This is a genomic window from Acinetobacter sp. DSM 11652 (assembly GCF_900109815.1).
Classification (GTDB): domain Bacteria; phylum Pseudomonadota; class Gammaproteobacteria; order Pseudomonadales; family Moraxellaceae; genus Acinetobacter.
In genome coordinates, this window is sequence record NZ_FOBK01000001.1 from 1 (window position 1) to 13,054 (window position 13,054).

The following is a 13,054-nucleotide window of genomic DNA, read 5'->3' on the forward strand; positions in this document are numbered from 1 at the left end:
GCAGATGGCGAATATGACGTAGTTGCAAAAGCGACAGATCAAGCAGGTAACACAGGTGAATCTCAGCCAGAGAGCTTCGAGGTTGACACAGTAGCGCCTGAATTAACCATCGATGAGCTTAAGCCAACAAACGATACCACTCCTGAAATTACTGGTAAAACAGAACCGGGAGCGATAGTTGATGTTGTGATCAAAGACAAAGACGGTGAAATTGTCTCTGAAGGTAAAGCAGAAGTTGATCCAGAAGGTAACTGGACGTATACACCGACTGAAGAATTACCAGAAGGTCATTACGATATAGAAGTAACTCCGACTGATAAGGCGGGTAACAAAGGTGATACTTCTAAAGAACAGTTAGAAGTTGATACAACACCTCCTTCTGACATTACTATTGATCCAATTGGTGGTGATGATTTCGAATCGAATGATCCTCAACCGGAAATTACAGGAACAGGTGAGAAAGGTTCGCTAGTGGATATCGTGATCACTGGTCCAGATGGCTTCGAAGAGAAGGCAACTGTTGAAGTTGGAGAAGATGGTAAATGGTCGTATAAGCCAGAAGCTGAGTTGGAAGAAGGTGACTACAAAATCGAAGCTACTCCTAAGGATGAAGCTGGAAACGTAGGTAATCCAACTGAACAAGATTTTGTAATCGACTTGACACCACCAGATATCGATATTGATCCGTGGGAAGATGATAATGATCCTTGGTTAGATATCGATCCTTGGGATGATGAAGAAGCAGCATGGGACGTGAGTGAAGCTGCATCTGTACAGGCTGTATCATTAGTTGCTGAGCCTCAAATTGCTGCATTCTCTGCTTTCGCTGCACGCTCACTATTTGTAGCTGAACCAGTAGTAACAGCATCTCAAGTAACGGCGGTTGATCCAAGTATTAATTATACTAATGATCCACAACGTACGATTAGTGGTAATACAGTAAATCCTAAAGAGGTAGCTGTAGAGATAAAAGATGCTAACGGTGCTGTGGTATCTAGTGGTTTAGCAGTGTTGTCTGCAGGCCGTTGGAGTTATAAACCAGCAGAACCTTTAGCAGATGGTATATATACACTTGTAGCCACTGCACGTGATGCTGCTGGTAATACTAGCCGTACAGTTTCTTTAAAATTTGGTGTAGATACACTTTCACCTGATTTGTCAGTTGAAGAGTTATATCCTACAAACGATACTACTCCAGCAATTTCTGGTTCAACTGAACAATATTCTAAAGTTCAAGTCGTGATTAAAGATAAGAATGGAAATACTGTTGTAGATGCACCAGCTTCTGTAGATAGCTCAGGCAATTGGACATTTACACCGCCAAGAGATTTAGCGGATGGAAATTACACAGTTGAAGTAACATCTACTGATTTAGCTAAGAACAAAAAAACTGAAACTCAGCAATTAACAGTTGATACTCAAGCTCCTGATGCTGTGATTATTAATCCAATTACAGATCCAAGTGACTTGAAACCAGTATTAACAGGTAAAGCTGAAGCGAATACTACTGTCGAATTAGTGATTAAGGACTCTACAGGTCGAATTATTGATTCTGCACTTGTTCCTGCTGATCAAAATGGTAATTGGACATATCCAATCAACAATAATTTACCAGAAGGTACAATTATCGTTGAAGCTAAAGCGATTGATGAAGCTGGAAATATCGGTCCTTCATCAAGCATCGGCTTCGATTTGGATGTAACTCCTCCAGATGCTCCAACGGCAACATTTAATGCAGATGGTTCATTAGTAACAGGTACTGCACAAGCTTTATCAACTGTTAAAGTAAAAGATGCAAACAACAACGTGATTGGTACAACCACTGCGGATAGCAATGGAAACTACTCAATTAAGTTGATACCAAGTTTGAATGATGGACAAAATGTATCTGTGACCGCTTCTGATGTAGCGGGTGAATCTGCACCACGTCAAGTGACTGCTCCAAACATTCCGTTGGATGCCATTGATAATGTTGCTAAAGCTGGTATTGAATACGAGTATCCTGTTACAGAGAAATTCATTAAAGATGCAATTTCTTATAATTGGTTGATTGGCTTCGCCGGTTTTGCGATTGGTAAAACAAGTGGTGCTACAGAGTTTACAATTGGTGCAAACAAAACTGCAGATGTGCAGCTTCAAGTAAAATCAGCATCATGGGGAACATTATTAGACTCAGTATCAATTGTTCTTTACCAGCAAAATAGTTCTGGTAAGTGGGTACCAATTGCCAATAATAAATCTGCAGGATTATTTGATTTCATCGGCTTATTTGGAGAAGTTGCTCATATCAATTTAGAAGATTTACCTGCAGGTAAATATTGCATAGAAATGAGTAATGGTAACCTTGCTTCTTTACCAGGTTATGTACAGACTAATTTAGTAATTAAAGAAACTAATACAAGTACAACGCCTGTTGTGAAGTCAATCACTGAAGCGAAGGGTAATGTCATTACTGATCTTGATGCTGTACATGGTAAAGATCTTGTAGTTGCCGGTGCTGTTGTGAAAGCTGTAAATGGTGTTGCGATTAATGGTGCAACAACAATTAAAGGCGAGTTTGGTACATTAACTATTGATGCAAACGGTACATATGCTTATAAGCCAAATGCAAACCTTAACGCGATTGGTAAAACGGATGTATTTAAATACACGATTACTGATCCTGTAACTGGTAAGTCTGATACAGCTCAATTAGTACTTCAAATTGATTCTAAATCAGGTTCACCATTGGCTTGGAGCAAATTCACACCAGAAGCAAACGCGAATGATGCTGATGCATTGGCGAATGAAACAGCAGGTAAGTTTAATTCTACTTACTTGAATGAAACAGTTTCTGCTAAAGGTTTGGATAAGTTGATCTTTAATGTGTTAAATGACAACAGCCATAACGGTGGTAACGGCGTTGACACAATCAATGACTTCCAATTAGGCAGCAATGTGAAGATTGATGTTTCTGAGTTGTTATCTGATAGTGCAACTGCTCAAAACATTGATAAATTCATCTTTGTCGAGAAAGACGGAAACAATACGAAGTTAAGTATTGATCGTGATGGCGCAGGTACAACTTATAACAAGGTTGACCTAATTACTTTCAACAATACTGATGTTTCACTTCAAGACTTGTTGAACAAAAACCACTTGTTGTTCTAATAGACTAATGTGAAAAAGAGGAACTTCGGTTCCTCTTTTTTTATTCAAGAATAAAAAAAATGGGACATTTAAAATGTCCCATTCATTGTCTATAACTTATTTGAGTAGATTAAGAAAATTTAAATAATGTTGTACGAGGATTTGTTCTTGTTCCAATATTGGTGTATGACCTACACCTTTTAAGATGATAGGCTCTTGAGCATTTTTCAGTAATCCTTTCAGTTCAGCTGCAGCTTCTACATTAATAATTTGATCACGATCTCCCCAAATGATGAGTGTTGGTTGATCGATTGAACGAGCAGCTAGCGCAAATGTTTCAGGTGTAAATGATTTGGACATGAGAATAAGTTGCTCAACGAGTTTCGTGTTATTCGTAACATTGGATATCATGAGCTTTTCTTGTTCGACTTTCAGTTCGTTCGGTATAAATGGAGGTTGCTGCGTAGCAATTTTAAATAATCGATCAAAATCTCCAGGTTTAGAAACGATAAAATTTTTGAGTAAGTTTGGGTCTTTTAAGTAAGGCGTATTGGCAGATTTAAATACACCTGCACTGTTAATGAGTAGTAATGATTTAGTATCGATTGGATACTGCGCAGCATAAAGTAATGCTACAGCACCGCCCATGGAGTGACCGGCAACATTTAGATTTTGATCAACATGAATGGCTTCCGCAAAGCGACGTAATTTTTCGGTTAGATTTGGAATTGAATAATCAAAATCTGCAGCTACTTTACTATCACCTTGTCCAGGTAAATCAGGGATAATGACGTGATAATGTGGTGTCAGATAGCGAGCGACTCGGTTCCAATTATCCCGACTGCCTGCAAGACCATGAACAAGCATAAGTACTGGTTTGCCTTTGGTTCCACCTTCACTGTAAGCCCAATCGATGTCGGAGACTTTAATGCGCTTGGTATTCAGTCCAGCCCAAGCACGTTCTTGTTGTAAAATATTTTGTATATTTATACTGCTTGGCGCGGCTTGAGTTGTCGATGTAATAGAGATTGTACCGACTGCAATTGAAGCAGCAAGTAAGTGTGAAAATATCCTTTTCATTGTATTTCTCTGTGTATTGTTATTGTGCAAATTTAGATTAAGTGAGTCTGTTATGAAATGCATTTGCTCAAATCAATCATCCGATAAACTATAGGTCAATTATTGATGAATCGATCAGTATCAGCGGAAATGGCACAGTTGATCTTGGCCACAGTATCACAAATTCCTTATGGGAAAGTAGCCAGTTATGGTCAAATTGCTGCGATGTCAGGACTGCCTAAACATGCCCGTTTGGTTGGTCGTGTTTTGAATCAATTAGATGTGAGTAGCGACTTGCCTTGGCATCGTGTCATTAATGTGCAAGGTAAAATTAGTCATCTGCGTTTGGATGATCAAGGTTTTAATTGCCAGCAAGCTAGATTGCTTAAAGAGGGTATTGTGTTTAACAATGGCAAAATAGATTTTAAAGTTTTTGGATGGTTCGAGTAGCTCCGTATGATGGTATACGGAGCTATCAGTTATTATTGCTTTACGACAAAAACAGGTACATTGACTTCAGTGATGAGGCTTTGTGCGACACTGCCCATAATTAATTTCTTGAATCCTGAGCGACCGTGCGAGCTGATAACAATCAGATCAATATTAAGCTCATCAATTGACTTCATTATTGTGCGGTGAATACTTTCTCCTTCGAGTATTTTAGTCTCTACGTCTACTCCATATTCATTAAACTTTGCTTTAGCTTGAGCTAGGTTATCTTCAATAAATTTTCGTGCTCGTTCTATTAAAAGATTCGACTGCCCATCTGAGAGATATTCTGCTGCGATATAGGGATCGAGTGTCATCACTTGAACAACAGTAATGTTGCTGTTAAATGCTTTAGCCAAATCAACAGCATGCTGAACGACGTTGAGTGCTACTTCTGAACCATCCACTGGAACGAGGATATGTTGATAACTCATGTTGTTCTCCTTTTTTAACCGTTTTAATTAAAAGTGTATAAGTTCATCATAGACCTTAATTGTTCAAAATAAAACCAAGTGTAAAACTATGGTTTTTTATATTAAGTTATTGTTTTTGATTTATTATCTTAAATTTTAGAGATATAAGATAGTAACGAACTATGAAGAATGAAATTTGATTAACTGAATCATAAAAAGATCAATTTGAAAGTATTGTAATGAGTAGAGATGTAATTATGGGTGTTTCAGATCTCTATAAACTCTAGAGTTGATATTTAGAATTAAAAAAAGTATTAGCCTTACTTTAGCGACTATATTTTGAAAACCCACTCCGTTTGAGTGGGTTTTTTTATGTCTTTAAGAGTGATAATGATAAGATATTTGGAAAATAAGCAACTGAATTCTATATTTAATGAATAAGAAGTTTTTTGAATGGATTAAAGTAAATATTGGAAGTTGTTTATCATGGGCGATAACTTTTGGTTGGTTAATTTTTATCTATTTAAAAATTCACAACGGTGTAATACCTAAAGATTTAAATGAATTTGGTGATTTTATTGCGGGAGCTTTTGCTCCATTAGCATTTTTTTGGTTGGTTAGAGGTTTTTATCAACAGGGCAAAGGCCTTAAGCAAAATTCAGAAGCTTTAAAACTTCAAGCAACTGAGTTAGGAAAAACGACTCAAGCATTGGAATTGCAAGTAAAAGAAATGCAGGCTTCTGTAGAGCAGCAGTCACGTTTGACTAAGGTGTACGAAGAAGAACTTCAGCAAAAGCATTTTCAAGTGCAACCTTATTTTGAATATGCTTTTAAAGTGACGAAGAATTATTTAATTGATGAGCCTATATTTGATGTAGATGATAATGTCATTGATATTTATGAGGAAAGAAGAATCGAGTTTACTTTAACAATTAAGAACTTTGGTGATAGGGCAAGAAATTTGATAATTAGATCTCGTAAAGGACAACCCTATATTCAAAGAAAACAGTATAAACTTGAGAATTCAGAAAACTTTATTATAGTTTTTGAAGTTGATGGTAAGTTCGCGCAAGAATTAAGTGAGGGAAAACACAATTTGGTAAGGATGTTCAAAGTTCAATACCAAGATATATATGGTAAATCTTACGATGAATACATTAAGTGTACTGTCAACCCAATTACTTTCCATGATGATGACAATATTTATTTACATGAAGAAATTAATTTGGTTGCAAGAGAAGAAGCACTACAATCTTAATATAATTTTACGTAGATGATGTAATGTACTTCACTAAATTTTCAATATTATCGGTCTGCAACTGTTCACGCATTTTTAAAAACTGCTTTTCGTCTAAATCATAAAGTTTTAGAGAAAGCAGTTTTTTAATATCTTGTTCAGAAAAGCGATATTTAATAATTTTCGCAGGTACACCACCTACGACAGCATAAGGTGGCACGTCTTTGGTGACGACAGCACCAGTTGCCACCACTGCGCCTTCACCAAGTTTTACCCCTTGCATAATCATGGCACGACTACCAATCCAACAACCATCACCAATGACAGTATCGCCAGCAGGCACAAAACTACGCGTATCAAAAGGAAATGCTGAAATCCAGTCGGTACGGTGTAACTGATTTCCACCCATCATGATGACACACTCAGCGCCAAAACAGACAAAATTGCCAATATAAAGCTGATCGATGGGTTTTTCTGGTGTCGAAGGTTTGTCATGTAGATAACGCACTACACAACGCTCAAAACCTTGATCCCAATAGGCTGAGTAATAACTATAATTGCCTTTGATATGGATATTCGGATTTTTTACCGTTTTAGAAATAAATTCGAACTCACACCAATGATTGACAGGCGAGTTGATCAACTTTTCAGACATGATGAAATAAAAGGAGAAGATTTTAGGGCATTATATACCAATTAAAACTTACATCCTGAATGAAAACTTTTATATTCATTGAGCATTAGAAGAACGGAAAAGCTATGTTTGTTGAAACAGAATTTAGAGAAGATAGACCTGAAGAAATATATAGAATAATAAAGGAGTATCCTCTTGCATCTTTGGTCGCACAGACCCAAACAGGGTTAATTGCTGAACATATCCCGCTCATATTAGTTGATGAACAAACATTGAGAGGACATGTTTCATTACAGAATGCACTATTCAATCATTCGATTTTGAATAACCAAATACTATGTATCTTTAAAGCAGAAGATGCTTATATTTCACCGAATTATTATCCTTCAAAATTTGAAGATCACAAAAAAGTACCTACTTGGAATTATCAAGTTGTACACATTAATGGTGAAATTCAGTTTTTTCATGATCAGAAAACTAAACTTGCAGTATTAGGTCAACTCACTCAACAACATGAACGTATCACGAATGGTAAAAATGCTTGGAAAATGGCAGATGCACCTAAAGATTACTTGATGGAAATGCTCAACCATTTGGTTGTATTTGAAATTAAAATTGAAAGAATCATCGCTAAATCAAAACTAAGTCAAAATAGAGAGGAAAAAGATTTTCGTAATGTTATTACGAAGATTCATGAAGCTGGAAAAGTGCATCTAGCAAAAACAATGAATCAATTAAAAAGAGTATAAAAAAACCCCTCATCAGAGGGGTTTATAGCCTAAAATATCAAGAATTAGAGATATTCTACGCTCACAATTTCGTATTCAACTTCACCTTGAGGTGTCGTAATTTTAACTTCATCGCCTTCATTTTTACCCAAAAGACCACGAGCGATAGGAGAATTCACAGATATTTTGTTAATTTTAAAATCTGCTTCGTCGTCACCAACAATTTGATACGTTTTACGTTCTTCAGTATCCAAATTTTCAATTGTGACAGTCACGCCAAAAACAACGCGTCCATTTTGCTCAAGTTCTTTAACGTCAATCACTTGTGCAGCACCTAATTTTCCTTCGATATCTTGGATACGGCCTTCACAGAAACCTTGTTGCTCACGTGCAGCGTGGTATTCCGCGTTTTCTTTGAGATCTCCGTGTTCACGCGCTTCAGCAATCGCTGCTGTAATACGAGGACGATCTACAGTTTTAAGTTGGTGTAATTCTTTCTCAAGCGCTTCTTTGCCTTGAGGTGTCATAGGATAACGTTGCATAGTTGTCCCTCAAAAAAGTAAGTATGAAAAATACTAAGTCTATAAATGAAAAAAAGCCCGCCACCAAGAGGTGGCGGGACTTCTTGGTAGTGTATTAACCTACTGTTTGTAAGTCTTGCAAACGATATACATCCATTGGCAATTTGATTGCTAAAGCTTGGCAAACTGCATCTGCACCATTAAGGGTAGTCGTATGATAGACCTTACCTTGAAGTGCAGAACGGCGGATTGAGAACGAATCCTGCTGAGCTTGTTTACCTTCTGTTGTATTGATAATGAGGTGTATTTCGCCATTTTTCAAGCGGTCCACAATATTTGGACGACCTTCAGTCACTTTATTTACACGTTCACATTCAATACCAGCCGCTTTGATGACATCGTAAGTGCCACCAGTAGCAAGTATTTTGAAGCCAAAGTCAGCAAGTTGTTTTGCAATACCAGCTGCACGCGGTTTATCAGAATCACGTACAGAGATGAACGCATGTTTAACTTCACCTTCCGTTGGAAGACCTGGTAAACGCTCATTTGCACCTAATACAGCTTTATAGAACGCTTCACCAAATGTTTTACCAACACCCATTACTTCACCTGTAGATTTCATCTCAGGCCCAAGGATTGGATCAACACCAGGGAACTTGTTGAATGGGAACACTGCTTCTTTAACAGAGAAGTGCTCAGGGATAATCTCTGTAGTGAATCCTTGAGATTCTAAAGATTGACCCGCCATACAACGTGCAGCGACTTTCGCTAAAGACTCACCGATACACTTAGATACAAATGGAACTGTACGTGATGCACGTGGGTTCACTTCTAAGATGTAAACGTCTTCGCCTTTAACAGCAAACTGTACGTTCATTAAACCAACAACACCAAGCTCTTTCGCCATCGCGATAGTTTGACGGCGCATTTCGTCCTGAATCTCTTTAGAAAGAGAGTAAGGAGGGATCGAACATGCAGAGTCACCTGAGTGGATACCTGCTTGTTCGATGTGCTGCATGATACCGCCGATCACCACGTCTTTACCGTCAGATACGCAGTCTACGTCAACTTCGATCGCGTCGTCTAGGAAGCGGTCAAGAAGAACAGGGGCATCGTTAGAAGCTTGAACAGCATCACGTAAATAGCGACGTAACTCTTCATCGTTGTATACGATTTCCATCGCGCGACCACCAAGTACATATGATGGACGTACTACAAGTGGATAGCCAACTTTCGCTGCTTCAGCCATACCTTCTTCAGCAGATTTTACAATGCTGTTGTTTGGTTGACGAAGTTGCAGGCGTTGAATCATTTGTTGGAAACGTTCACGGTCTTCTGCACGGTCAATCGCATCAGGAGATGTACCAATAATTGGTGCACCAGCTTCTTCTAAAGCACGAGCCAATTTAAGTGGTGTTTGACCACCGTACTGTACGATGATGCCTTTTGGCTTCTCAATACGTACGATTTCTAACACATCTTCAAGCGTAATTGGTTCAAAGTACAAACGATCTGAAGTGTCATAGTCAGTTGAAACTGTTTCAGGGTTACAGTTCACCATGATAGTTTCATAACCGTCTTCACGCATTGCAAGCGCCGCGTGTACACAGCAGTAATCGAATTCGATACCTTGACCAATACGGTTAGGACCACCACCGATCACCATGATCTTGTCTTTGTTAGATGGGTTAGATTCACACTCTTCATCGTAAGTTGAATACATATATGCTGTGTCTGATTCAAACTCAGCAGCACATGTATCTACACGTTTGTAAACTGGAGTTACGCCCAAGTTCCAACGGTGTTTACGGAATTGTTTTTGTGAAATACCCATCAAGTTCGCAATGCGAAGGTCAGATAAACCTTTACGTTTAAATGAACGGATGTTGTCCGCATTTAGATCGCCAAAACCTAAAGTTTTGATTTGGTTTTCTGTTTTGATGATGTCTTCGATTTGGATCAAGAACCATTTGTCGATCTTAGTCGCTTGGAATACATCTTCTAATGTAAAGCCGTGACGGAAAGCATCAGCAACATACCAAATACGCTCAGGACCCGGAACACGAAGTTCTTGTAAGATTTTCTCACGCGCGCCTTCAGCACCCACTTCGATTTTTTCATCAAAGCCAGTTGCACCCACTTCAAGGCCACGAAGTGCTTTGTTCATAGACTCTTGGAAGTTACGACCAATCGCCATCACTTCACCAACAGATTTCATCTGTGTGGTTAAAGTTGCGTCAGCTTGTGGGAATTTCTCAAAGTTGAAACGTGGAACTTTAGTTACAACGTAGTCAATCGCAGGTTCGAAAGATGCTGGAGTTGTACCGCCAGTGATGTCGTTTTTAAGCTCATCAAGGGTATAACCAACCGCTAATTTCGCAGCGATTTTCGCAATAGGGAAACCAGTTGCTTTTGAAGCCAATGCAGAAGAACGAGATACACGTGGGTTCATCTCGATCACAACCATACGGCCAGTATTTGGACAAATACCAAACTGTACGTTAGAACCACCTGTTTCTACACCAATCTCACGTAACACTGCTAAAGATGCATTACGCATTAACTGATATTCTTTATCTGTTAATGTTTGTGCAGGTGCAACAGTGATTGAGTCACCTGTGTGTACGCCCATTGGGTCAAAGTTTTCAATCGAACAGACGATGATACAGTTGTCGTTTTTGTCACGAACAACTTCCATCTCATATTCTTTCCAACCAATTAAAGATTCATCGATCAATAATTGTTTGGTTGGAGAAAGATCGAAACCGCGTTCACAGATTTCAAGGAATTCTTCTTTGTTGTATGCGATACCACCGCCTGAACCACCCATGGTGAATGATGGACGGATAATCACTGGGAAGCCGAAACGTGCTTGAATTTCTAAAGCTTCTTCCATTGATTCAGCGATTGCTGCTTTTGGACATTCAAGACCAATTTTACGCATTGCTTGGTCGAAAAGTTTACGGTCTTCCGCTTTTTCGATCGCTTCTTTCGTTGCACCAATCAATTCAACATTGAATTTTTCTAAAATGCCATGCTCATCAAGGGCAAGGGCACAGTTCAATGCAGTCTGACCCCCCATTGTTGGAAGAACTGCGTCTGGGCGTTCTTTCTCAATGATCGCTGCAACAGTTTGCCAAGTGATTGGCTCGATATACGTTGCATCTGCCATTGCAGGGTCAGTCATGATCGTTGCAGGGTTAGAGTTTACCAGAATTACACGGTAACCTTCTTCACGTAATGCTTTACATGCTTGTGCACCTGAGTAGTCAAACTCACACGCCTGACCGATAACAATTGGACCAGCACCAATAATTAAGATGCTTTTAATATCCGTACGCTTTGGCATTATTTGCTCCTCAATTACTTCTTAGATGCTTCAATAAGTTCGATGAAATGATCGAACAATGGTGCGCAGTCATGTGGACCTGGGCTTGCTTCTGGGTGACCTTGGAAACTAAACGCAGGCTTATCTGTACGATGAATCCCTTGAAGAGTTTGATCGAACAATGATTTGTGCGTCGCTTTAAGGTTTGCAGGTAATGTTTCTGCATCCACTGCGAAGCCATGGTTTTGAGAAGTAATCATCACTGTACCATCTTCGATGTTTTGTACAGGATGGTTCGCACCATGGTGACCATGAGGCATTTTCACCGTTTTAGCGCCAGAAGCGAGAGCAAGAATTTGGTGACCCAAGCAAATACCAAATACAGGTACGTTACGAGCGTCTTCAACAATTGTTTTTACAGCTTCAATTGCATAGTCACATGCTGCAGGATCGCCAGGACCATTCGATAAGAATACGCCATCTGGGTTTAGAGCAAGAACTTTTTCAGCAGGAGTTTGTGCAGGCACAACAGTTAATTTACAACCGCGGTCTGCGAGCATACGTAAGATGTTGGTTTTGACACCGTAATCATATGCGACAACATGGAATTTTGCTTCTGGTTGGGAGAAACCTTGACCTAATTTCCAAGAACCTTCAGTCCATTCGAAACCGTTTGGATCACAGCATTCTTTCGCAAGGTCTAAACCATTCAGACCGCCGAATGCACGAGCTTTTTCTAAAGCTTCTTCTTCTGTAATATTTTCACCAGCTAAGATACAACCGTTTTGTGCACCTTTAGCACGTAAAATACGTGTCAGTTTACGTGTATCAATGTCAGCGATAGCGACAACATTGTGAGATTTTAAGTATTCGCCTAAAGATTGCGTAGATCGGAAGTTGCTGTGCAATAAAGGTAGGTCACGAATGATCAATCCGTTTGCCCATACTTTATGAATTCGACCTGACTCAGCGTCTTCATCATTACAACCTGTGTTACCAATGTGTGGATAGGTAAGCGTAACAAGCTGTTGTGCATAACTTGGGTCAGTCAAAATTTCTTGATAGCCAGTCATGGCAGTGTTGAAAACGACTTCACCAGTCGTACTACCCGATGCACCGATTGACGTTCCTTTAAAGATCGTACCATCGGCAAGGGCTAAAATTGCTGGGGTGCTCAAACCAAAGCTCCTGAAATTTAGGCTGTAAAAAAGCGAGTAGACGAAAAAAAAGGAAGGCTACTTTAAAACCCACCCTCCTTACATCTGCTCGCTTGAACTTAACACGGCATTATACGCAAACACCTTGATAAAGTCCACGTAAATAAACCTGAATTCGTCAGATATATACCTTGTAATTTGTTTAAAAGTCTGCTTTTTAAACTTTGGACAAAAGTCTAAGAATGTAAGAATTATTTAATAATTCAAAAGTTAAGTTTTATCACGATTTATCAAAATTTATGTAGACTTACAATTAATAAGCTAAGTTTCTGAAACAGAATAACAAAGCTTCCAAAAAG

10 protein-coding genes are annotated in these 13,054 nt (G+C 38.9%); 4 read left to right on the forward strand and 6 right to left on the reverse strand.

Annotation, left to right across the window (positions count from 1 at the left end; all coding sequences use genetic code 11):
• Positions 1-3,150: BapA/Bap/LapF family large adhesin (locus tag BMW42_RS00005; protein WP_143047384.1), on the forward strand; the 3,150-nt coding region annotated here is incomplete at its 5' end.
• Between the two features lie 96 nt (positions 3,151-3,246).
• On the opposite strand, the gene BMW42_RS00010 is transcribed toward BMW42_RS00005, so the two are convergent.
• Complete coding sequence (locus tag BMW42_RS00010; RefSeq protein ID WP_092765922.1) at positions 3,247-4,209, reverse strand: alpha/beta fold hydrolase; 963 nt, start codon at positions 4,207-4,209, stop codon at positions 3,247-3,249.
• Between the two features lie 105 nt (positions 4,210-4,314).
• Here BMW42_RS00010 and BMW42_RS00015 point away from each other — a divergent pair, with 105 nt between their 5' ends.
• A complete protein-coding gene (locus tag BMW42_RS00015) occupies positions 4,315-4,638 on the forward strand; it encodes an MGMT family protein (protein WP_171260656.1) in 324 nt (107 codons plus the stop codon).
• 32 nt (positions 4,639-4,670) lie between these two features.
• Here the strand turns inward: BMW42_RS00015 and BMW42_RS00020 are convergent, their stop codons facing one another.
• Positions 4,671-5,111: a universal stress protein gene (locus BMW42_RS00020; protein ID WP_092765923.1), complete on the reverse strand. Its 441-nt coding sequence runs from the start codon at positions 5,109-5,111 to the stop codon at positions 4,671-4,673.
• Positions 5,112-5,523: 412 nt separating this feature from the next.
• On the opposite strand from BMW42_RS00020, the gene BMW42_RS14810 reads away from it, so the two are divergent.
• Positions 5,524-6,348: a hypothetical protein gene (locus tag BMW42_RS14810; RefSeq protein WP_228143061.1), complete on the forward strand. Its 825-nt coding sequence runs from the start codon at positions 5,524-5,526 to the stop codon at positions 6,346-6,348.
• A gap of 7 nt (positions 6,349-6,355) precedes the next feature.
• Here the strand turns inward: BMW42_RS14810 and BMW42_RS00030 are convergent, their stop codons facing one another.
• A complete protein-coding gene (locus BMW42_RS00030) occupies positions 6,356-6,982 on the reverse strand; it encodes a CatB-related O-acetyltransferase (RefSeq protein WP_092765924.1) in 627 nt (208 codons plus the stop codon).
• Between the two features lie 104 nt (positions 6,983-7,086).
• On the opposite strand from BMW42_RS00030, the gene BMW42_RS00035 reads away from it, so the two are divergent.
• On the forward strand, positions 7,087-7,710 hold the full coding sequence (locus BMW42_RS00035) for an FMN-binding negative transcriptional regulator (RefSeq protein WP_092765925.1): 624 nt from the start codon (positions 7,087-7,089) through the stop codon (positions 7,708-7,710).
• A 44-nt stretch (positions 7,711-7,754) separates the two neighbouring features.
• Here the strand turns inward: BMW42_RS00035 and greA are convergent, their stop codons facing one another.
• The 3 genes from greA to carA form a co-directional block, all read right to left on the reverse strand.
• On the reverse strand, positions 7,755-8,231 hold the full coding sequence (greA, locus tag BMW42_RS00040; RefSeq protein ID WP_035266896.1) for a transcription elongation factor GreA: 477 nt from the start codon (positions 8,229-8,231) through the stop codon (positions 7,755-7,757).
• A gap of 94 nt (positions 8,232-8,325) precedes the next feature.
• Complete coding sequence (gene carB / locus BMW42_RS00045; RefSeq protein ID WP_092765926.1) at positions 8,326-11,559, reverse strand: carbamoyl-phosphate synthase large subunit; 3,234 nt, start codon at positions 11,557-11,559, stop codon at positions 8,326-8,328.
• A gap of 14 nt (positions 11,560-11,573) precedes the next feature.
• Positions 11,574-12,716, reverse strand: a complete 1,143-nt coding sequence (gene carA, locus BMW42_RS00050; RefSeq protein ID WP_035266900.1) for a glutamine-hydrolyzing carbamoyl-phosphate synthase small subunit — start codon at positions 12,714-12,716, stop codon at positions 11,574-11,576.
• Positions 12,717-13,054 lie beyond the last annotated feature (338 nt).

Bases quoted from the DNA above. Each gene is read 5' to 3' on its own strand.
- BMW42_RS00010 (WP_092765922.1), bottom strand. From the start codon at position 4,209: ATGAAAAGGATATTTTCACACTTACTTGCTGCTTCAATTGCAGTCGGT.
- BMW42_RS00015 (WP_171260656.1), top strand. From the start codon at position 4,315: ATGAATCGATCAGTATCAGCGGAAATGGCACAGTTGATCTTGGCCACA.
- BMW42_RS00020 (WP_092765923.1), bottom strand. From the start codon at position 5,111: ATGAGTTATCAACATATCCTCGTTCCAGTGGATGGTTCAGAAGTAGCA.
- BMW42_RS14810 (WP_228143061.1), top strand. From the start codon at position 5,524: ATGAATAAGAAGTTTTTTGAATGGATTAAAGTAAATATTGGAAGTTGT.
- BMW42_RS00030 (WP_092765924.1), bottom strand. From the start codon at position 6,982: ATGTCTGAAAAGTTGATCAACTCGCCTGTCAATCATTGGTGTGAGTTC.
- BMW42_RS00035 (WP_092765925.1), top strand. From the start codon at position 7,087: ATGTTTGTTGAAACAGAATTTAGAGAAGATAGACCTGAAGAAATATAT.
- greA (WP_035266896.1), bottom strand. From the start codon at position 8,231: ATGCAACGTTATCCTATGACACCTCAAGGCAAAGAAGCGCTTGAGAAA.
- carB (WP_092765926.1), bottom strand. From the start codon at position 11,559: ATGCCAAAGCGTACGGATATTAAAAGCATCTTAATTATTGGTGCTGGT.